The organism is Caballeronia sp. LZ033 (assembly GCF_031451265.1).
Classification (GTDB): Bacteria; Pseudomonadota; Gammaproteobacteria; order Burkholderiales; family Burkholderiaceae; genus Caballeronia.
Genome location: NZ_JARUXQ010000001.1, coordinates 2,958,590 through 2,979,559 on the forward strand (window position 1 = coordinate 2,958,590; position 20,970 = coordinate 2,979,559).

The following is a 20,970-nucleotide window of genomic DNA, read 5'->3' on the forward strand; positions in this document are numbered from 1 at the left end:
AAAGTCCCGAATGCGGGCGGCTATAATCGCGTCACTGTTTCTGGTGGTGCCATGCAATCCTCTTCCCCGAACAACCCTTCATCCACGCCGCCCGAGGGGCACAAGAAAGCCAGGCGCCCATGGTGGGCGCGGCTGCTGCTGGGCTTCGGCGTCAGCATGTTCGCGCTCGTCGTCTGCGCGGGTCTGGTGCTCGGTTACGCGCTCGTCGTCGCGCTGCCGAACCTGCCCTCGCTCGAAGCCCTGACGGACTACAAGCCCAAGGTGCCGCTGCGCATCTATACGGCGGATCACGTGCTGATCGGCGAATTCGGCGAGGAGCGGCGCCGCGTCGTGCGCATCCAGGATGTGCCCGACTACATGAAGAAAGCCGTGCTCGCCATCGAGGACGCGCGCTTCTACGATCACGGCGGCGTCGATCTCACCGGCATCCTGCGCGCGGGCACGGTCGCGCTGACCAACGGCCATGCCTCGCAGGGCGCGAGCACTATCACCATGCAGGTCGCGCGCAATTTCTTCCTGTCGAGCGAAAAGACCTACACCCGCAAGATCTACGAGATGCTGCTCGCGTACAAGATCGAGCGCGCGCTGACGAAGGATCAGATTCTCGAGGTCTATATGAATCAGATCTATCTCGGGCAGCGCGCCTACGGTTTCGCCAGCGCGGCGCGGGTGTATTTCGGCAAGGACCTGAAGGACGTCTCGCTCGCCGAGGCCGCGATGCTCGCGGGTCTGCCGAAGGCGCCGTCGGCCTACAACCCGGTCGTCAATCCGAAGCGCGCCAAGGTGCGTCAGGAATACATCCTGCAGCGCATGCTGGAGCTGGGCTTCATCACGCGCGACCAGTACGAGCAGGCCATCGCCCAGCCGCTCGTGGTCAAGGGGCAAGGCCGTGAATTCAGCGTGCATGCCGAATACGTCGCGGAAATGGTGCGCCAGATGATGTACGCGCAATACCGCGAGGAAGCCTATACGCGCGGCCTGAATGTCGTGACCACGATCGATTCCGCCGACCAGGACGCCGCCTATCGCGCGGTGCGCCGCGGCCTGATGGACTATGAGCATCGGCACGGCTATCGCGGGCCGGAAGGCTATATCGACCTGCCGGCCAATCCGGACGATCGCGAACAGGCCATCGACGACGCCCTCGCCGAGCATCCGGACAACGGTGAAATTGTCGCGGCGGTGGTGACGTCGGCAAGTCCGAAGGAAGTGAAGGCGAGCTTCCTCGACGGCAACACGGTGACCATCAGCGGCGCCGACCTGCGCTTCGTGCAGTTCGCGCTCAGCACGCGCGCGCAGCCGAACGCGCGCATCCGTCCGGGCGCGATCGTGCGCCTCATGAAGAACGACGACGGCGACTGGACCATCACGCAACTGCCGCAAGTGGAAGGCGCACTGATCTCGATGGTGCCGCAGGACGGCGCGATCCGCGCGCTGGTGGGCGGCTTCGACTTCAACAAGAACAAGTTCAACCACGTGACGCAGGCCTGGCGTCAGCCGGGTTCGAGCTTCAAGCCGTTCATCTATTCGGCCTCGCTCGAAAAGGGCCTGTCGCCCGCGACCATCATCAACGACGGTCCGCTCTTCTTCAGCGCCGCCGAAACCGGCGGGCAGGCGTGGGAGCCGAAGAACTACGGCGGCGGCTTCGACGGCCCGATGACCATGCGCTCGGCATTGCAGCGCTCGAAGAACATGGTGTCGATCCGCATCCTCAATCACATCGGCACGAAGTACGCGCAGAACTACATCACGCGCTTCGGCTTCGACGCCGACCGCAATCCCGCCTATCTGCCGATGGCGCTCGGCGCCGGGCTCGTCACGCCCTTGCAGATGGCCGCCGGCTACGCGGTCTTCGCGAACGGCGGCTATCGCGTGAATCCGTATCTGATCGCGGACATCACGGACCCATACGGCCGCGTGGTCTCGCACCCGCAGCCGCTCATCGCGCAGCAGAGCGCGCCGCTCGCCATCACGCCGCGCAATGCGTACGTGATGAACAGCCTGTTGCAGAGCGTCGCGCAGCGCGGCACCGGCGCGAAGACGAATCAGCTGAAGCGCACCGATCTTGCCGGCAAGACCGGCACGACCAACGATTCGCGCGACGCCTGGTTCGCCGGCTATCAACGCTCGCTGGTGGCGATCGCGTGGATCGGCTATGACAACCCGCGCAGCCTCGGCGACAAGGAAACCGGCGGCGGCCTCGCGCTGCCGGTCTGGATGGACTACATGGGCCGTGCGTTGAAGGGCGTGCCCGAGTACAAGCCGATGATGCCGCCCGATGTCACGTCGCTCGGCGGCGAGCTGTACTTCGACGACATGACGCCGGGCCACGGCTTTATCGCGACGGTTGGCGTGAGCCAGGCGCCGCCGCAGGACGGCGTGTCCGGCGTGACTGCGCCCGCGCCCGAAGTGGGCGAGCAGGAGAAGCAGGACATCATGAATCTGTTCAAGGGGCAATAGAGGCAGCAGGCGCGCCCTTGCAATCGAGGAAGCGAGCGGATCGAAAGACCCGCTCGTTTTTTTATGCCTTGAAGCGGACGGGTTCGCCGGCTTGCTCGGTCGAATACTTGCTCAGGGTCGCAAAGAATTCACTGTTGTCGCGGGTGTCGCGCCACGCGCCATCGACGTATTTGTAGTGAAAGCCGCCCGCTTTCGCAGCGAGCCAGATCTCGTGTTTCGGCGGCTGCAAATTGACGATGACCTTCGTGCGGTTCTCGAATTCGAGCGTCAGCACATTGCCGCTGCGTTCGAATTCGATGTCGGCGTCGGCCTCGTCCACTGCGCGCTCGATGGCGCTCAGCGCGGCCTCCGCCAAGGTCAGGTATTCCTGGTCTGTCATGCTAAACTCCGGCGATTAATCGTATAGGGACGGTCATGCGAGTCGTATTCAGGATGAGCGCGATTGTAGCGGCTTTGAGCATGAGCGCCGCTGCCACATTGGCGCTCGGCGGGTGTGGTCAACGCGGTCCGCTGTATCTGCCAACCGTGCCGCCGCTGCCGCAACGTCCCGGCGATCTCCAGAATACCCCGCCTTCGGACACGACTCCGGACAGTGAAAGCGCAGCGCGTCGCGGCACCGTGCCGGACACGTCGGGCGAGCCGCTCTCGCTCTCGCCCGAAACGGATCTGAAGTCCGGCGGCAGCAACGCTGCCTCGGCGCCGAAAGCCGCATCGTCCGCTTACTGAACACCCGCCTGAAACACGCGCCATTCGGCTTCGGGCGCATTTTCGATTCCACGCATGAGTGATTCCGCATTCCATTACGTCGACGGCGTGTTGCACGCCGAAGGCGTCTCAGCCGCGTCGCTCGCGGAACAGTTCGGCACGCCGCTGTATGTCTATTCGCGCGACGCACTGACGCAAGCCTATCGCGCCTACGCCGATGCCTGCGCGGGACGCAACGCAACGGTCCACGTCGCCGTGAAGGCCAACAGCAATCTCGCCGTGTTGAACGTGTTCGCGCGCATGGGCGCGGGCTTCGACATCGTGTCGTCGGGCGAGCTCGCGCGCGTGATCGCGGCAGGCGGCCGCGCGGAGCACACCGTGTTTTCGGGCGTCGGCAAATCGGCGGCGGAGATGCGCGAAGGGCTGGAAGCCGGCGTGAAGTGCTTCAACGTCGAATCGATTCCCGAACTGCATGCGCTGAACGAAGTGGCGAAGTCGCTCGGCAAGAAGGCGCCGGTGTCGCTGCGCGTGAATCCGGATGTCGATGCCAAGACGCATCCGTACATCTCCACCGGTCTCAAGTCGAACAAGTTCGGCGTGGCCTTCAGCGACGCCCGCGCCACCTACGCGCAGGCGCAAGCGATGGATCATCTCGATGTCGTCGGCATCGACTGCCATATCGGCTCGCAGATCACCGAGATCAGCCCGTATCTCGACGCGCTCGACAAGCTGCTCGAACTCGTCGGGCAGATCGAAGCCGACGGCATGCGCATCCGCCACATCGACGTCGGCGGCGGCCTCGGCATCACCTACGACGACGAAACCCCGCCGGCCATCGGCGACTTCGTGACGACGCTGCTCGATCACATCGGGAAGCGCGGTCATGGCGCCCGCGAAGTGTATTTCGAACCGGGGCGCTCGCTCGTCGGCAATGCCGGCGTGCTGCTCACGCGGGTCGAATATCTGAAGCCGGGCGAGGAAAAGAACTTCGCCATCGTCGACGCCGCCATGAACGATCTCGCGCGCCCCGCCATGTACGAGGCGTTTCACCGCATCGTGCCGGTCGTGAAGCGCGACGCCGCCGCGCAGACCTACGACGTCGTCGGTCCGGTCTGCGAAAGCGGCGACTGGCTCGGGCGCGACCGCGAACTGGCGCTCGTGCCGGGCGACCTGCTCGCGATCTGCTCGGCGGGTGCGTATGGCTTCGTGATGAGCTCGAACTACAACACGCGTCCGCGCTCCGCCGAAATCATGGTCGATGGCGAGCGCGCGCGTCTCGTGCGCGAGCGTGAAGAAGTGAAGCAGTTGTTCGCCGGGGAATCGATTCTTCCGGACTGAAGAGCTCCAAGACCCGATGAAAAAAGCGATGCCTCGGCATCGCTTTTTTCATGCGCGCCGCTAACGCGTCCGAAGCGACGCGATCACGCGCCAGCCGAGCAGCACGATCACGATCGCGCCATAGATCTTCGGCAATTCGAGGTCGTGCTTGCCCGCCTTCATCCACCAGAAATGCAGGATGGCGAGCGTGGCGACCAGATAGATGATCCGGTGCAGTGCCTGCCAGCGCCGCCCGAGCTTGCGCACCATCGCTTTCGGCGACGTCACCGCGAGCGGGATCAACAGCACGAACGCTGCGAATCCCACCGTGATGAACGGCCGCTTGCCGATGTCCTTCAGCATCTCGGCGACATCGAACCATTTGTCGAACCAGATGTACGTCGTGAAGTGCAGCACAGCAAAGAAGAACGCGTACAGCCCGATCATGCGCCGGAAACGCAGCAGCGCCGCGACGCCGGTGAGCCGCCGCAGCGGCGTGACCGCCAGCGTGATGCACAGATACACGAGCGTCCAGAGTCCGGTCGAACGCGTGATGAATTCGATCGGATTCGCGCCCAGTCCGCCGGTCACGCCGAGCAGGATCAGGCGCGCCAGCGGAAACAGCATCGCGACGAACACCACGACCTTGACCGGCACGATCCATCTCGGACCGGCCGCGGCGCGCGTGCTCTTGATCTGGGAAGCCGACGACATCGTTCAGAAGTTCTTCTTCAGGTCCATGCCCGTGTACAGCGAGGCGACCTGATCGCCGTAGCCGTTGAACATGAGCGTCTTGCGCTTGGGCGTGAAGAACCCGTCTTCGCCGATGCGCCGCTCGGTGGCCTGGCTCCAGCGCGGATGATCGACGTTCGGATTCACGTTCGAGTAGAAGCCATATTCGCTCGATGCGTAAAGATTCCAGCTCGTGGGCGGCTGCTTCTCGACGAAGCGGATTTTCACCAGCGACTTCGCACTCTTGAAGCCGTACTTCCACGGCACGACCACGCGCACCGGCGCGCCGTTCTGGTTCGGCAAGACCTGTCCATACAGGCCGACGGTCAGCAGGGTGAGCGGGTTCATCGCCTCGTCCATGCGCAGGCCCTCGGAGTAGGGCCATTCGAGGATCGGCGTCGAGAGGCCCGGCATCTGCGACGGATCCGCCAGCGTGATGAACTGCACGTACTTCGCGTTGCCCGTCGGCTCGGCGCGCTTGATGAGTTCCGAGAGCGACACGCCGATCCAGGGAATCACCATCGACCAGCCTTCGACGCAGCGCAGCCGGTACACGCGCTCTTCGAGCGGCGCGAGCTTGAGCAGGTCGTCGATGTCGTACACCTTCGGGTTCTTGATCGCCCCCTCCACCGACACCTTCCACGGCCGCGGACGCAGCGTGCCCGCATGTTCGGCGGGATCGCCCTTGTCGGTGCCGAACTCGTAGAAGTTGTTGTAGCTCGTGATGTCCTTGAACGGGGTGGCCTTGTCGAGCGCGACGAACTTCGGATTGGTCGTCGCGGCGAGCTTCTGGCCGCGCGCATCGGGCGATGTGAGCGTCGCGTGCGCGGTGCTGCTCACGCCACTCATGCCGGCGAGGCCCGTCGCGGCGAATGCGCCGATCGAGCGCAGCGCGCGCCGCCGGTTCTCGAACACCGCTTGCGGCGTGATTTCATGCCGCGCGATGTCGTCGCCATAAAGACTGCGGTTTCGTTTGATCCACATCCCGATTGCTCCTGAACGGCCGCGCAGACATCGCAGCCCATGCATTCATATACGGTGAAACAGCAGTTTGGATGCCCGTATTCCAGCGTCGCATAAAAAAACCGCCAGCGAAATGCATGGCGGTTTTCTTCTCGCTTCACGGCCCGACGGATCAGAGCTTGCCGTAGCTGTGCAGGCCGGACAGGAACATGTTCACGCCGAGGAACGCGAACGTCGTGACGACCAGACCCGTCAGCGCCCACCATGCGGCGGCGGCGCCGCGCAGGCCCTTCATCAGGCGCATGTGCAGCCAGGCCGCGTAGTTCAGCCAGACGATCAGCGCCCAGGTTTCCTTCGGATCCCAGCTCCAGTAGCCGCCCCAGGCTTCCGCGGCCCACAGCGCGCCGAGAATCGTCGCGATGGTGAAGAACGCGAAGCCGACGGCGATCGACTTGTACATCACGTCGTCGAGCACTTCGAGCGGCGGCAGGCGGTCCGCCAGGAAGCCGCGCTGCTTGGCGAGATAGGCCACCGAGACCATCGCCGACAGCGCGAAGCTGCCGTAGCCGATGAAGTTCGCCGGCACGTGGATCTTCATCCACCAGCTTTGCAGCGCGGGCACGAGCGGCTGGATCTGCTGCGCGTCGCGGGCGATCGAATACCACATCAGGAAGCCCACCGCCGCGCTGATCACGAGCAGCACGAATGCGCCCATTTGCCGCGTCGAATAATGCTGCTCGTAGTAGAGATAGAACAGCGCCGTGATCAGGCAGAACAGCACGAACACTTCGTACAGGTTCGAGATGGGAATATGACCGACATCCGTGCCGATCAGGTACGACTCGTACCAGCGCACCATCAGCCCGGTGAAGCCCATCAGCACCGCGAACCAGGTCATGCGCGAACCGATCGCGCCGCCCGTCTGCGAGCGCGTCACGAGGCCGATCCAGTAGAACAGCGTCGCCAGCACGAACAGTGCGCTCATCCACAGGATCGCCGACTGGCTCGACAGGAAATACTTGAGGAAGAAGTTGGTGTCGGCGCGCGCGAGGTCGTGCTGATAGAGCTGGATGGAGAACAGCGCCAGCACGGCGATCATCGCGATCAGCAGTCGCACCGGTTTCCAGCGCCAGCCGAGCGTAACGAAGGTCGGCACGGCGGCCACCAGCACCGCCATGTCATACACGTCCATGTGCGCGTGATAGCGGTTCAGCGCGAAACCCGCGCCCGCGACCATGGCGAGCGCAAACAGCCAGTCGATGACGGTGAGCCTGCGGAGAAACGGGCGATCGTCGAAAGCGGCGACATCGGGAAGACCCGAAGCCGGACGATCGGTCTTGAGAGGAGCGTGGGAGGAAGACTGTGTGAGGTCCATGATCTTACCGTGTTGAAACTTCCGAGCTCGATGTCTCGGATTGCGAATGCCCGGACGCATCCGATGGCGGGGCCGCGTCAGCCGGCGCGGCGGGTTGGGCGTCGAGCGCTGCGGCAATGCGCGCGCGGGTGCGCACGAATTCCTTCTCGAAATCGAACGTGCGGCGCGCCGTGGACATCGCCATCAGCACGCTGGCGCCGCCCTGCCCCGAGTCTTTGAGCCAGAACCACAGGCGCCGTTCGCGCACGTAAAACATCGAGAAAATGCCGACTACCAGCAGAAGGCTGCCAAGATACACCAGATTTTTACCCGGCGCGCGCGTCAACTGGAATACCGAAGCTTGCACCTGCTTGAAGGTGTCCAGTTGCAGGAAGACCGGAGAACCGTACAGAAAGCTGTCGGAAAGCGCATTGATCGACGACTGTATGAATGCGCTGTTCTTCTCGTCTACCTTGGCGGCCGGTTCACCGTTCTGCTCGCGGGAGATCTGCCAGACGTCCCACATCGCGCCTTCGAGCATGCGCATCAGCAGGCCCGCGGCTTTCTCTTGTTCAGCCTTCGGCACCGATTTGTCGATGAAGCCCGCGATGCTCTGGAAACCGCCAACCATCTGCGGATTCGGAGCAGCCTTGCCGGATTCATCCGCGCCCGCAAACAGGTTCAGCACGCGAATCGCGCTTTCCTCGAGATGCTTCTGCAACTCGACATTTTCCTGCGGCACCGAACGCTGTGCGAAACGGTGCGCCGCCTCGGTGCGCGTCGCCGGATTCGCGAGCGCCGCGCGCAAGTCCATCCATTGCTTGACGGTGCCCTGCTCGTCGGCGGGAATGCGCAGGTAGCGGAACGGATCGTTCGGGCTCAGGCGCATGCCGGCAAGAAACATCTGCTGGCCGCTGACATCGACCGGCAGCATGTAGTTGCTGTACTCGCGCGCCTGGCCATCCGTGCCGCGCACCTTGTACTGCACCGACGGACCGATGTTGCGCAGGTCGGTCGGCCGGGACGTCTTCGCGCCGGAGCCCAGGCGTTCGTCGAAGGCATCGCGCAGCGTTTCCTTCTTGCCGACGCCGCGCGCGTCCGGAGCGCCGTTGCCGTCCGTCATGTTCTCGACGTTGATGGCGCGGAAATCCGTGAACTCGACCGTTTCACCCTGCGCGCCCTTGAACTGCGTGCCGATGGGCGCCGTGCCGCCGATCGTGCCCGTGAACGGCTCGGTTTTCGCGCTGCTGCCGGTCATCGGCCACGCGGTCATGTCGAGCTTCGAGCCGCCGTCCTGGAAGCTCGACTGGTAGATCGAGATGCCGTCGTAGGTGAAGGGCTTGTTCACCTCGACGCGCGCCGGGATGCGCTTGCCCGTCTTGTGATCGATCACGACGATGTCGCTCGCGAACAGCTTCGGCATGCCGGTCGAGTAGTAATCGACGATGAACTTGTTCAGCTGGATGGAGAACGGCAGGTCCTGGATGACCGAGCCTTCCGGCTGGTTCAGGATGGCCGTGCCGACATACTGCCCTTCCGGCACCCACGCGTAGCCGCGGAAGGTCGGGTTCGACGTGGACAGGCGATGTTCGGGGGGAATGTCGTTGATGACTGCGTTGCTGTTGATCGGCGACTTGTTGAACATCCACATTTGCAGGCGGATGGGCAGGTTGCTGTCGAGCAGGCCGCCGAGACAGATCACCACGATCGCGAGGTGCGCTGAAATGTAGCCGATCTTCGTCATCGCGCCGCGCTTGCCGGCGATGAGCGTGGCGCCCGTGTCGGTCTGGCGCGTGACGGTGCGGTAGCCCATCTTCGCCGCGAGGCGTTCGAGCGTGGCCGCCGTGTGCACGCGATCCGCCCGCACCGTGAATTCGCCCTTGTGATGGAACGCGCGCAGGCCGCCTTCGTGCACGCGGTCCTTCCAGCTCTTGATGTCCGCGATCATCTTCGGGCCGTTGCGGATCACGCACAGCGACACCGAGATCACGAGGAAGATCAGGATCAGCATGAACCACCATGCGCTGTACACGGTGTAGATGCTGAGGCCGCGGAAGATGTCCGCCCAGAACGGGCCGAACTGATTGACGTAGTTGGGATACGGGTCGTCCTGCGTGAGCACTGTGCCGATGATGCTTGCAATGGCCAGGATGACCAGCAAGGCGATGGCGAAGCGCATCGAACTCACGAGTTCGACGAAATGCCTGACGGCGCGGCGACTCGACTTCGACTGCATTCCCGATGTGGTGACGCTCATTCAAACTCCGGCTGGACAGCAAAAAAGGGTGGAGACGCTGACGGTCTGTCAGACCGACGTCCCACCCTTTTTCTTGTTTTCGCGCCGGTCTTCTCGGACGTGTCCGGGACCGGCTTCGTAGTATGGGCGATTCCCGTGTTGCGCGCTGGGAACCGCTGGACGCTGACTGCTGCGCGTTCAGTGGCGATCGCGTCTCGCGATCAATGCAATCCGGCGATGTAGTCCGCCACCGCCTTCATCTCCGCTTCATTCAGGCGCGAGGAGATCTGATGCATGGGCTCGCTGTTGTTGCGTTGTCCCGATGCGAACGCGTTCAACTGCGCGACCGTGTAATCGCCCCACTGCCACGACAGCCGCGGATACTGCACCGGAATGCCCATGCCCGTGGCGCCATGACACGCGGCGCAGGCCGGTACGCCCTTGTCCGCAATGCCGCCGCGATAGATCTTCTGACCCAGCGCGACGTCGTTCTTGTCGCGAGCGTAATTGGGCTTGGCCTTCTGTTGCGAGAAGTAGGCTGCGACGTTCAACATGTCCTGATCCGACAGCGCGCCTGCAATGCCTGCCATGATCGGGTTGTTACGCGCCGGCGCCTTCGCGCCCGGCTGCGTCTTGTAATCCTTCAACTGCTTGACGATGTACTCGGCGTGCTGCCCCGCGAGCTTCGGGAACGCCGCGCCGGCGCTGTTGCCGTCAGCTCCGTGACATGCCGCGCACACCTGCGTGGCGATGGCCTGCCCCCTCGTGACATCCGGCTTGGCCGGCTGCGCGGGCTCCGCCGCGTTCACTGACATCGATACCGCCAGACCACTCAAACCTGCACCGAAAGCCGCCGCTGCCCGAATCACCACCAGAGACCTGTACAGTCGGTTCATTCGCGTACCCTGTTTTTCGTCTTGTGAGAATGTGAGGTTCTGCAAAAAACGACGGCGATCAATGGTCGCCGCAAGAGTCCCGAACTCGCCGAACGATGAGGCGCCAGAACGCCTCCAGTGTGTCTCGCTCCGATCCCATGAAAGCTGTGGGTGCCGCTTGCGGCTTGGGTCTTGCGTGCCCGTGCTGATCTTCAAAAATCCGTCGTATTGTACAATAACCCGCTGCACGCAAAGACGCCAGTCGGGGCATGCCCAGTATTTGCCGGGTTCTCAAGGCTTTGGTTTTCGCAGCTTCTTCGATGGAACCCGCCCATGTCATTCCTGCTTCACCAATCCCGCTTCTTTACCACCGTCAATCATCTGCGCGATCTGCCGCCCACGCCGCAGCCTGAAATCGCGTTCGGCGGACGCTCGAACGCCGGTAAATCGACGGCCATCAACATCCTGTGCAACCAGAAGCGGCTCGCCTTCGCGAGCAAGACCCCAGGGCGCACGCAGCATATCAACTACTTCGCCATCGGGCCGCAGGCCGAGCCGGTCGCCTATCTGGTCGATCTCCCCGGCTACGGCTATGCCGAAGTGCCCGGCGCCGCGAAGGAACACTGGCAACGCCTGCTTTCCACCTATCTGCAAAGCCGCGCGCAGCTGCGCGGCATGATCCTGATGATGGACTCGCGCCGTCCGCTGACCGAGCTGGACCGCATCATGATCGACTGGTTTGCACCCACTGGAAAGCCGATCCACGCCCTGCTCACGAAATGCGACAAATTGACGCGACAGGAGATGACCAATACGCTGCGCGCCACCAAGAAGGCGTTCGGGGAGTATCGGGACGCGGGCTATCGCGGCGAGTTGAGCGTCCAGCTTTTCTCCGCGCTCAAGCGCACCGGCCTCGATGAAGCGCATGAACTGATCGAAAGCTGGCTGATGCCCGAGGAAGCGGGTGAGAACGCGCAGGACAGCACGCCTGGATGATGGAACGGGCGCACGCCCGAACATAAAAAAACCCGCCGCATGACGGCGGGTTAACAGCCTGATCGAATCTCGACAGGCGCCCGCTCAGGGAGGAGAAGCGGGGAGTCCAGCGACAAGCGCCTCGCTCGATCGGTATGATATACCATTGACCGGCAACGGTTTCAGACGTGCCCAAGTGCTTGTTTGACAAGGATTTACACGTTTTCGAAGCCGCTTTTTGGCATCCTCTGCAGATCACTCACTCGAGTCAAGACATGAGCTTCTATCCCCATCATCGCCCGCGCCGCATGCGCCGCGATGACTTCTCGCGCCGCATGATGCGCGAGAACATCCTCACCACGAACGACCTCATCTATCCCGTATTCATCGTCGAAGGCGCGAACGAGCGTCAGGCCGTGCCGTCGATGCCCGGCGTCGAACGCACATCCGTCGATCTGCTGATGAAGGTCGCGGAGCAATGCGTCGAACTGGGCGTGCCGGTGCTGTCGCTGTTTCCGGCGATCGAGCCATCGCTCAAGACGCCCGACGGCCGCGAGGCCACCAATCCCCAAGGCCTGATCCCGCGCGCCGTCCGTGAACTGAAGAAGAACTTCCCGATGCTCGGCGTGCTCACCGACGTCGCGCTGGACCCGTACACGAGCCACGGCCAGGACGGCGTGCTCGACGAAGAAGGCTATGTGAAGAACGACGAGACCAGCGAGATTCTCGTCGAGCAGGCGCGCACGCAGGCTGAGGCAGGCGTGGACATCGTGGCGCCGTCGGACATGATGGACGGCCGCATCGGCGCGATTCGCGAGATGCTCGAAAGCGATGGCCACATTCACACGCGCATCATGGCCTACGCCGCGAAGTACGCGTCGGCGTTCTATGGTCCGTTCCGCGACGCGGTGGGCTCCGCCGCGAATCTCGGCAAGAGCAACAAGATGACGTATCAGATGGATCCGGCCAACACCGACGAAGCCATGCGCGAAGTGCGCATGGACATCGAGGAAGGCGCGGACATGGTGATGGTCAAGCCGGGCATGCCGTATCTGGATATCGTGCGTCGCGTGAAAGACGAGTTCCGCTTCCCGACGTATGCGTATCAGGTGAGCGGCGAGTACGCGATGATCAAGGCCGCCGCGCAGAACGGCTGGATCGATCACGACAAGGTCATGATGGAAGCGCTGCTCGCGTTCAAGCGCGCCGGCGCCGATGGCGTGCTGACCTACTTCGCGCTCGATGCTGCGAGGATTCTGCGGGCGTCGAAGTAACGCCGTGCTGACGCGATGAAAGAAGGGCGATGCTTGATGGCATCGCCCTTCTTTTTTATCCGTTCGCCGGACCGAGCTTGTCGAGGCTCTTCAGGAACGTGTCCGCCGATTCGTAGCCCACTACACGCGCGACTTCGTTGCCTTGTGCGTCGAAGAAGATGATGCCCGGCGGCCCGAACAAGCCGAAGCGCTTGAGCAAGGTCTGATCGTCGGCGTTGTTGGCGGTCACGTCGGCCCGCAGCAGGTTGAGTTGTGCGAGGCGCGCCTGCACGCGGGCATCGGAGAAGGTCAGCTTCTCCATTTCCTTGCAGGACACGCACCAGTCGGCATAGAAATCGAGCATGGCAGGCCGCGCCGCCGCTTTCACTGCCGTATCCAGTTGCGCCGACGAACGCACGGGCGCGAAGATCGGTCCCGGCGTTTGCGCGCTCGTGGCGGCGGAAGCGTCGCCGCGCGCGGCCAGTATGGCGAGCGGGCGCAGCGGATCGGTCGAACCGGCGGCGAGGCCGACGATCAACGTCGCTGCCCAGATCGCCAACGCTGCGCCCAGGCCGCGTCCAAGCCGCTTCCAGATGCCGGACGGGACATTGCCGCCCGGTGAGAACAGTCCAAGCGCCGCCGCGGCGATCAACAGCCACAGCGCGGCCAGCAACATCTGCACGGCACCGCCGAGCACCGGCCAGACGATCCACAGCGCAGCCGCCAGCAGCACGACGCCGAAGAACACCTTCACGCCGTCCATCCAGACGCCGGCGCGCGGCAGGATCGAACCCGCGCCGAGCCCGATGACGAGCAAGGGCACGCCGAGCCCGATGCCCATCGCGAACAGCGCCGCGCCGCCGAGCAGCGCGTTGCCCGTATGCGCGATGAAGGCGAGCACGGCGAACAGCGGCGCCGTCATGCACGCGCCGACGACCAGCGCGGACAGCGCGCCCATCACGGCCACGGCTGCGAACTTGCCGCCGCTGCGCTTCTGCGACGCCTGGTTCACGCCGCTCTGCCAGCGTTCGGGCAGCGCGATGTCCATTCCGGAGATGAGCGCCAATGCAAACGCTGCGAGCAGCACACCGAACGCGCCGAGCACCCACGGATTCTGCAGCCACGCACCCAGACCCTGACCGACCAGCGCGGCCGCGATGCCGAGCACGGTATAGACGAGCGCCATGCCGATCACATACGACACCGACAGCGCGAAGCCGCGTCCCCGCGTCACGCGCGCGCCCTCGCCGACAATGATGGCCGAGAGAATCGGGATCATCGGATACGAGCACGGCAGGAGGCTCAGCACCATGCCCGCCAGGAAGTACAAGCCAACGACCGTGAAAAAGCCACCGCCCTCCAGCATCGACTGCGCATAGTCGGCGCTCGTCGCGCGTTCAAACCAGGAGGTGTGGGTGTCCGTGGACGGTACGTTGGCGGTTGCGGCCGGCTGGAGCGCATCGCCTCTCACGCGATACGTTTTCTCCATCGGCGGATAGCAGATGCCCTGGTCCGCGCATCCCTGCGAGGTCACCGCGAGCTCGAATGGCCCTTTCGCCTGCGTGACGGGAATGCGGATCGACAGCTCGCCGCGATACGTCTCGACGTCCTTGTTGAACGTCTGGTCGAAGTGGACTTTTCCAGGCGGGAGTTGCGCAGTGCCGATCGTCGCGTCGCCGCTCTTCACGGCGAACGCGAACCGCTCGCGGTACATGTAGTAGCCGTCCGCGATCTTGTAGCGCACGTCGACCTCACCGGGCTTCTCGGAAGCGCTGAACTTGAAGGCGACGGAGGGATCGAGGAAGTCGTCAGCGGCGTGAGCACCTGCCGACAGCAGCACGAACGCGGTGAGAAGCATGAACGCGGCGAGGATCCGGCGCGCGACGAAACGAGGAAGCTCAAACATGAATAGGGCGCTGCGTTTCTGCGTTGACCCATCGGCCATAATCCGGCGATGCATCGACCTGCCAGACCAGGATTTCGGGTGTTTCATAAGGATGATGGGCGCTCACGAAGCGCTGCAGTTCATCTGCCCGCGCGACGCTCGTCTTGAACAGCAACTGAACCTCGTGCGCGGTTTCCAGCGCATTCTTCCAGTGATAGTGCGAGACCACGACGCCGAGATTCGTTACGCACGCTGCGAGACGCGCCCCAAGTACTGCTTGCGCCAGCGTGTCCGCGGCGGCAGCATCGGGCAGCGTCGACAGCATCAAGACGACGGGAACGTTCACTCGGCAACTCCAGGACGGCGGCGCGGCATCTTGCGTATCGTAGCATCGGGAGGAAAGGCTCACCTCGAACGTCCGGCGCGCCGAAAAGCCGCAGCCGGGACGAACCAGCCAGGGGGAAGCAGCCGAAAAGCAAAAAGGCCAAGCTGCGAGCCTGGCCTTTTCGTGTGACTACGTGCTGCAGCGAAACTTACTCCGCTTCTTGCACGTCGTCCGCTTCTTCGACTTCCGGACGATCCATCAGCTGGACCAGTGCCATCGGTGCGTTGTCGCCGACGCGGAAACCGAACTTCAGGATGCTGAGGTAGCCGCCCGGACGGTTTGCGTAGCGCGGACCGAGGACGTCGAACAGCTTCGTGACCGAATCGCGATCGCGCAGGCGGTTGAACGCCAGGCGACGGTTCGCGAGCGACGGCTTCTTGCCCAGCGTGATGAGGGGCTCGACGACCTTGCGCAGTTCCTTGGCCTTCGGGAGCGTCGTCTTGATGACTTCGTGCTCGATGAGCGAGTTCGACATATTGCGGAGCATTGCCAGACGATGGCTGCTCGTGCGGTTCAGTTTCCGCAGACCATGCTTATGACGCATTTGAGTTCCTTAACGAGTTTAGAGCCAGCTCTTCTATTGCGCCCCGATAGATCGAATGGGGTGCACGGGCCGGTCGGACAAAAAAGCAAGACGCGGATTTTAAAGGAAAATCCGCGTCCTTGCCAGTAACGCTTGAGACTTCGTACTTACTTGTCGAGACCAGCCGGCGGCCAGTTTTCGAGCTTCATGCCGAGCGTCAGACCACGCGAAGCCAGAACTTCCTTGATTTCGTTCAGCGACTTGCGGCCCAGGTTCGGCGTCTTCAGCAGCTCGTTTTCCGTGCGCTGGATCAGGTCGCCGATGTAGTAGATGTTCTCGGCCTTCAGGCAGTTCGCCGAGCGAACCGTGAGTTCGAGGTCGTCCACCGGACGCAGCAGGATCGGATCGATCTGCGGTGCACGCGACGGCGCTTCCGCAGCCGCTTCCGTGCCTTCCAGCGCCGCGAACACCGACAGCTGATCGACCAGAATGCGCGCCGACTGGCGGATCGCTTCTTCCGGCGAGATCACGCCATTGGTTTCGATGTTCATGACGAGCTTGTCGAGGTCGGTACGCTGCTCGACACGCGCGCTTTCCACTGCGTAGCTCACGCGGCGAACCGGCGAGAACGAAGCATCCAGCACGATACGGCCGATGATCTTGGCCGTCTCTTCGCCGTAGCGGCGCACGTTGCCCGGCACATAGCCGCGACCTTTCTCGATCTTGATCTGAACGTCGAGCTTGCCGCCCTTCGACAGGTGAGCGATCACGTGCCCGGGATTGATGACCTCGCAGTCGTGCGCGAGCTCGATGTCCCCGGCCGTAACAACGCCTTCGCCTTCCTTGCGCAGCGTCACCGTGACTTCGTCGCGGTTATGCAGCTTGAAGACCACACCCTTCAGGTTCAACAGCAGGTTGACCACATCCTCTTGCACACCGTCGAGCGTCGAGTATTCGTGCACGACGCCTGCGATCGTCACTTCGGTCGGCGCGTAGCCGATCATCGACGACAGCAGCACACGCCGAAGCGCATTACCCAAGGTGTGGCCATAGCCGCGTTCGAACGGCTCCATAACCACTTTCGCGTGGTTCTCACCAAGCGATTCAACTGCAATGATCTTGGGCTTCAACAAACTGGTTTGCATAGGTTTTCCTTTTCAATACCCTCGGCTCGTTACACCGATAAGGCTGACCGGTGACAACCTGAAAATAAACAGCCGAGGCCACCTCTTGCCACGAGCAATCAGGCTCCCCGGCTGTCCATCCGTTACCGCCGCGATTAACGCGAATACAATTCGACGATCAGGCTTTCGTTGATGTCACCGGCGATGTCGCTACGCTCGGGCATCGACTTGAACGTGCCTTCGAACTTCTTTGCATCGACCGAGACCCAGCTCGCCATGCCGCCTTGCTCTGCCAGCGACAGGGCTTCGACGATACGAGCCTGCTTGCGCGACTGTTCGCGCACGGACACAACGTCGCCCGACTTCACTTGCAGCGACGGGATGTTCGCGACCTGGCCGTTCACCATGATCGACTTGTGGCTGACCAGCTGACGTGCTTCTGCGCGCGTCGAGCCGAAGCCCATGCGATACACCACGTTGTCGAGACGCGACTCAAGCAACTGCAGCAGGTTTTCGCCCGTCGGGCCCTTGCGGCGGTCGGCTTCAGCGAAGTAGCGGCGGAACTGACGTTCCAGCACGCCGTAGATACGCTTCACTTTCTGCTTTTCGCGCAACTGGGTGCCGTAGTCGGACGTACGTGCGCCCGAGGTGCGGCCGTGCTGGCCGGGCTTGCTGTCGAGCTTGCACTTGTCGGCGAGCGAACGGCGTGCGCTCTTCAGGAACAGATCGGTGCCTTCACGGCGGGAGAGCTTGGCTTTGGGACCGGTATAGCGTGCCACTTTGCATCCTTAAAATTTGATCACGCAGATGTCACTGCAACGTCCATCGGCGCTAGTCCGAACCCTTTGGGTCGAACGGTGGGCTTAGTCAAACTTCATAACGCACGAAACCCGCCGATACTCGCGCATCGACAGGAAACATGCGGTCGCGTCGTCGACTTAGATACGACGGCGCTTCGGCGGACGGCAACCGTTGTGCGGGACCGGCGTCACGTCGGAGATCGCGGTGATCTTGATGCCAAGACCATGCAACGCGCGCACCGCCGATTCACGGCCAGGACCAGGGCCCTTGATCCGCACTTCGAGGTTCTTCACGCCGTATTCCATTGCCACACGGCCTGCCGATTCGGCTGCGACCTGGGCTGCAAACGGGGTCGACTTGCGCGAACCCTTGAAGCCCTGACCACCGGAGGTTGCCCATGCAAGCGCATTACCTTGACGGTCGGTGATCGTGATAATGGTGTTGTTGAACGACGCGTGAACGTGAACCACGCCCTCGGCGACGTTCTTCTTGACCTTCTTGCGAACGCGTTGCGCCGCGGAGTTGTTCGAAGCCTTAGCCATTACGTTTTCCTGTAACTGTCAGTTCCGCTTACTTCTTCAGCGATTGCGCTGCACGACGCGGACCCTTGCGGGTACGGGCATTCGTGCGCGTACGCTGGCCACGCAGGGGCAGACCCTTGCGATGGCGCATGCCGCGGTAGCAACCCAAGTCCATCAGGCGCTTGATGTTCATCGTCACTTCACGGCGGAGGTCGCCTTCGACGATGAACTTGCCCACTTCGTCACGCAGCTTTTCGAGGTCTGCGTCAGTGAGGTCCTTGACCTTCTTCGAAAATTCAACACCAGCGGCGGTGCAGATGCCGCGCGAACGCGTGCGACCGATGCCGAAGATTGCCGTCAGGCCGATCTCGGTATGCTGGTGATTCGGGATGTTAACCCCTGCGATACGAGCCATTGTTTTTCCTCAAACAAAAAGCGCAAGCAAAAGCGCGGCGTTCAGCCTTGACGCTGTTTGTGGCGCGGATCAGAGCTGCAAATCACGCGCACAACGCCCTTGCGCTTGATGATCTTGCAATTGCGGCAAATGCGCTTAACCGATGCCATCACTTTCATGATATTACCCTTTTTTCAAATCACTTCGCCCGGAACACGATCCGCGCACGAGACAGATCGTAAGGCGTCAATTCAACCGTAACCTTGTCGCCCGGCAGGATGCGGATGTAGTGCATCCGCATCTTTCCGGAAATATGACCCAGGACGACATGGCCATTTTCCAATTTCACCCGGAAAGTAGCGTTGGGAAGGTTTTCGATGACCTCACCCTGCATCTGGATAACATCGTCTTTGGCCATGGTCCTAATCAACGCATCGGGACGTTGCCACCCTTGAAGTTGGCCTTCTTGAGCAGCGATTCATATTGTTGCGACATAACGTACGACTGCACCTGAGCCATGAAGTCCATCGTGACGACGACAATGATCAGCAGCGACGTTCCACCAAAATAAAACGGCACGTTCCAGCGCAACACCAGAAACTCAGGCAGCAGGCACACGAATACGATGTAGATCGCCCCCGCCAGCGTCAGACGCGTGAGGATGCGGTCGATATATCGTGCAGTCTGATCGCCCGGACGGATACCCGGAACGAAAGCACCGCTCTTCTTCAAGTTGTCGGCGGTCTCCCGGCTGTTGAACACCAGTGCGGTGTAGAAGAAGCAGAAGAAGACGATCGCCAACGCATACAGCAGCACGTACACAGGCTGACCAGGCTTCAGGGCCTCGGCCACGTTGTGCAGCGTGTTCGCGAACCAGTTGGTGCGCGAACCCGAACTGAACCAGTTCAGGATGGTTGCCGGGAAGAGGATGATCGACGACGCGAAGATCGGCGGAATCACACCCGACATGTTCAACTTCAGCGGCAGATGAGACGACTGTCCGCCGTAAATCTTGTTACCGACCTGGCGCTTCGCATAGTTCACGAGGATCTTGCGCTGACCGCGTTCAATGAACACGACCAGATACGTGACCGCCGCGATCAGCACGACGATGATGATCGCCGAGATGATGCTCATCGAACCGGTGCGAACCAGCTCGAACAAACCACCGATTGCGTTCGGGAAACCCGCCGCGATACCGCCGAAGATGATGATCGAAATGCCGTTGCCAAGACCGCGTTCCGTGATCTGCTCACCGAGCCACATCAGGAACATCGTGCCCGTCACCAGCGTAACGACCGTCGTCAACCTGAACACCATGCCGGGGTCGAGTACCAGGCCGGGCTGATTTTCCAGCGCAACCGCGATACCGAACGCCTGGAAGGTCGCGAGCACCACGGTGAAGATCCGCGTGTATTGCGTGATCTTCCGTTGCCCCGCCTGCCCTTCCTTCTTCAGCGCCTCCATCTGCGGCGACACGATCGACAGCAACTGCATGATGATCGACGACGAGATGTAGGGCATGATGCCCAACGCAAAGATCGTGAACCGTGAAAGCGCGCCACCCGAAAACATGTTGAACATGCCAAGGATGCCGCCTGACTGGCTTTGGAACAGCTTCGCCAGTTGGTCCGGATCGATGCCGGGAACCGGAATATGCGCACCAATGCGGTAGACGATCAACGCCAGCAGCAGGAACACTGCCCGCCGGCGCAAATCGCCAAATTTCGCCGCGCTTCGACCGGTTTTTGCGAGACTCGGGCTGTTAGCCAAGAACCTTCTCCGATGCTAGTGCTAGTAACGGCGAAAGCGCGTTACTCGGCGAACGAGCCGCCAGCGGCTTCGATTGCAGCGCGGGCGCCCTTCGTTGCCGTCAGGCCCTTCACCGTAACCTTGCGGGTGATCTCGCCGGTCTTGATGATCTTCGCGCTCTTGATGAGCTCGCCGACCAGACCTGCTTGCTTCAGCGCCAGAAGATCGATTTCGTCGACCGGCAGCTTTTCGAGATCGGCCAGGCGCACTTCACCAACGAATTCCTTCGTCAGCGACGTGAAGCCGCGCTTCGGCAGACGGCGCTGCAGAGGCATCTGACCGCCTTCGAAGCCGACCTTGTGAAAGCCGCCCGAACGCGATTTCTGACCCTTGTGGCCGCGACCTGCAGTCTTGCCCAGGCCCGAACCGATGCCGCGACCGACGCGACGCTTTGCGTGCTTCGCGCCTTCTGCCGGCTTCAGGTTATTCAATTCCATGTTCAACTCCTTGGATCCGTAGGTCGCGCTCAGGCGATGACCTTAACGAGGTACGAGACCTTGTTGATCATCCCGCGCACTGCCGGCGTGTCCTGCAACTCGGAAACCGAGTTCAGGCGACGCAGGCCGAGGCCACGCACCGTAGCACGGTGCGTTTCGCGGGTCCCGATCAGGCTCTTCACGAGCTGAACCTTGACAGTTTTTTCAGACATGGTGAC

At 62.3% G+C, this 20,970-nt stretch carries 23 protein-coding genes; 5 read left to right on the plus strand and 18 right to left on the minus strand.

All coding sequences use genetic code 11. From position 1 onward, the window contains the following. The first annotated feature begins 51 nt into the window (after positions 1-51). Positions 52-2,460, plus strand: a complete 2,409-nt coding sequence (locus QCE62_RS13775) for a penicillin-binding protein 1A (RefSeq protein ID WP_309918815.1) — start codon at positions 52-54, stop codon at positions 2,458-2,460. A gap of 61 nt (positions 2,461-2,521) precedes the next feature. On the opposite strand, the gene cyaY is transcribed toward QCE62_RS13775, so the two are convergent. Next, the gene (cyaY, locus tag QCE62_RS13780; protein WP_309810316.1) at positions 2,522-2,839 is read right to left on the minus strand and encodes an iron donor protein CyaY; all 318 of its coding nucleotides are present in this window, start codon (positions 2,837-2,839) and stop codon (positions 2,522-2,524) included. 35 nt (positions 2,840-2,874) lie between these two features. Here cyaY and lptM point away from each other — a divergent pair, with 35 nt between their 5' ends. Continuing rightward, positions 2,875-3,186: an LPS translocon maturation chaperone LptM gene (lptM, locus tag QCE62_RS13785; protein WP_309810319.1), complete on the plus strand. Its 312-nt coding sequence runs from the start codon at positions 2,875-2,877 to the stop codon at positions 3,184-3,186. 54 nt (positions 3,187-3,240) lie between these two features. After that, positions 3,241-4,503, plus strand: a complete 1,263-nt coding sequence (lysA, locus tag QCE62_RS13790) for a diaminopimelate decarboxylase (protein ID WP_309918818.1) — start codon at positions 3,241-3,243, stop codon at positions 4,501-4,503. 60 nt (positions 4,504-4,563) lie between these two features. Here the strand turns inward: lysA and msrQ are convergent, their stop codons facing one another. From msrQ to QCE62_RS13815, 5 genes are all read right to left on the minus strand, one after another. After that, the gene (gene msrQ / locus QCE62_RS13795; protein ID WP_309918821.1) at positions 4,564-5,196 is read right to left on the minus strand and encodes a protein-methionine-sulfoxide reductase heme-binding subunit MsrQ; all 633 of its coding nucleotides are present in this window, start codon (positions 5,194-5,196) and stop codon (positions 4,564-4,566) included. Between the two features lie 3 nt (positions 5,197-5,199). Beyond that, the gene (gene msrP, locus QCE62_RS13800) at positions 5,200-6,198 is read right to left on the minus strand and encodes a protein-methionine-sulfoxide reductase catalytic subunit MsrP (RefSeq protein ID WP_309918824.1); all 999 of its coding nucleotides are present in this window, start codon (positions 6,196-6,198) and stop codon (positions 5,200-5,202) included. 151 nt (positions 6,199-6,349) lie between these two features. After that, positions 6,350-7,552 (minus strand): c-type cytochrome biogenesis protein CcsB, encoded by a 1,203-nt coding sequence (gene ccsB / locus QCE62_RS13805; RefSeq protein ID WP_309918826.1) that lies wholly within the window; start codon positions 7,550-7,552, stop codon positions 6,350-6,352. A 4-nt stretch (positions 7,553-7,556) separates the two neighbouring features. After that, positions 7,557-9,788 (minus strand): cytochrome c biogenesis protein ResB, encoded by a 2,232-nt coding sequence (locus QCE62_RS13810; RefSeq protein ID WP_309918829.1) that lies wholly within the window; start codon positions 9,786-9,788, stop codon positions 7,557-7,559. A gap of 200 nt (positions 9,789-9,988) precedes the next feature. After that, positions 9,989-10,663 (minus strand): c-type cytochrome, encoded by a 675-nt coding sequence (locus tag QCE62_RS13815; protein ID WP_309918832.1) that lies wholly within the window; start codon positions 10,661-10,663, stop codon positions 9,989-9,991. 312 nt (positions 10,664-10,975) lie between these two features. Here QCE62_RS13815 and yihA point away from each other — a divergent pair, with 312 nt between their 5' ends. Both yihA and hemB read left to right on the plus strand, forming a co-directional pair. Next, positions 10,976-11,638, plus strand: a complete 663-nt coding sequence (yihA, locus tag QCE62_RS13820) for a ribosome biogenesis GTP-binding protein YihA/YsxC (RefSeq protein ID WP_309918835.1) — start codon at positions 10,976-10,978, stop codon at positions 11,636-11,638. A gap of 254 nt (positions 11,639-11,892) precedes the next feature. After that, complete coding sequence (gene hemB, locus QCE62_RS13825) at positions 11,893-12,891, plus strand: porphobilinogen synthase (RefSeq protein WP_309918840.1); 999 nt, start codon at positions 11,893-11,895, stop codon at positions 12,889-12,891. 55 nt (positions 12,892-12,946) lie between these two features. Here the strand turns inward: hemB and dsbD are convergent, their stop codons facing one another. The 12 genes from dsbD to rpmD all read right to left on the minus strand — a co-directional run bounded on the left by dsbD (position 12,947) and on the right by rpmD (position 20,964). Continuing rightward, a complete protein-coding gene (gene dsbD, locus QCE62_RS13830) occupies positions 12,947-14,776 on the minus strand; it encodes a protein-disulfide reductase DsbD (RefSeq protein ID WP_309918843.1) in 1,830 nt (609 codons plus the stop codon). Then, a complete protein-coding gene (cutA, locus tag QCE62_RS13835) occupies positions 14,769-15,101 on the minus strand; it encodes a divalent-cation tolerance protein CutA (protein WP_309918845.1) in 333 nt (110 codons plus the stop codon). The genes dsbD and cutA overlap by 8 nt, the downstream gene beginning before the upstream one ends. A gap of 187 nt (positions 15,102-15,288) precedes the next feature. Continuing rightward, positions 15,289-15,684, minus strand: coding sequence for a 50S ribosomal protein L17 (rplQ, locus tag QCE62_RS13840; protein WP_309903243.1), 396 nt, complete (start codon positions 15,682-15,684; stop codon positions 15,289-15,291). A gap of 146 nt (positions 15,685-15,830) precedes the next feature. Further along, on the minus strand, positions 15,831-16,808 hold the full coding sequence (locus QCE62_RS13845) for a DNA-directed RNA polymerase subunit alpha (protein WP_309918848.1): 978 nt from the start codon (positions 16,806-16,808) through the stop codon (positions 15,831-15,833). Positions 16,809-16,942: 134 nt separating this feature from the next. Then, positions 16,943-17,566: a 30S ribosomal protein S4 gene (gene rpsD, locus QCE62_RS13850; protein WP_309810351.1), complete on the minus strand. Its 624-nt coding sequence runs from the start codon at positions 17,564-17,566 to the stop codon at positions 16,943-16,945. Positions 17,567-17,725: 159 nt separating this feature from the next. Next, positions 17,726-18,130 (minus strand): 30S ribosomal protein S11, encoded by a 405-nt coding sequence (gene rpsK / locus QCE62_RS13855; protein ID WP_006052224.1) that lies wholly within the window; start codon positions 18,128-18,130, stop codon positions 17,726-17,728. Between the two features lie 28 nt (positions 18,131-18,158). After that, complete coding sequence (gene rpsM, locus QCE62_RS13860) at positions 18,159-18,524, minus strand: 30S ribosomal protein S13 (protein ID WP_008344037.1); 366 nt, start codon at positions 18,522-18,524, stop codon at positions 18,159-18,161. Positions 18,525-18,565: 41 nt separating this feature from the next. Continuing rightward, complete coding sequence (gene rpmJ / locus QCE62_RS13865; protein WP_004199844.1) at positions 18,566-18,682, minus strand: 50S ribosomal protein L36; 117 nt, start codon at positions 18,680-18,682, stop codon at positions 18,566-18,568. 20 nt (positions 18,683-18,702) lie between these two features. Continuing rightward, positions 18,703-18,921, minus strand: coding sequence for a translation initiation factor IF-1 (gene infA / locus QCE62_RS13870; protein ID WP_004521905.1), 219 nt, complete (start codon positions 18,919-18,921; stop codon positions 18,703-18,705). Positions 18,922-18,929: 8 nt separating this feature from the next. After that, positions 18,930-20,276: a preprotein translocase subunit SecY gene (gene secY, locus QCE62_RS13875; protein ID WP_309810356.1), complete on the minus strand. Its 1,347-nt coding sequence runs from the start codon at positions 20,274-20,276 to the stop codon at positions 18,930-18,932. Between the two features lie 41 nt (positions 20,277-20,317). Further along, on the minus strand, positions 20,318-20,752 hold the full coding sequence (rplO, locus tag QCE62_RS13880; protein ID WP_087049863.1) for a 50S ribosomal protein L15: 435 nt from the start codon (positions 20,750-20,752) through the stop codon (positions 20,318-20,320). 29 nt (positions 20,753-20,781) lie between these two features. Continuing rightward, positions 20,782-20,964, minus strand: coding sequence for a 50S ribosomal protein L30 (gene rpmD / locus QCE62_RS13885; protein ID WP_050454145.1), 183 nt, complete (start codon positions 20,962-20,964; stop codon positions 20,782-20,784). Positions 20,965-20,970 lie beyond the last annotated feature (6 nt).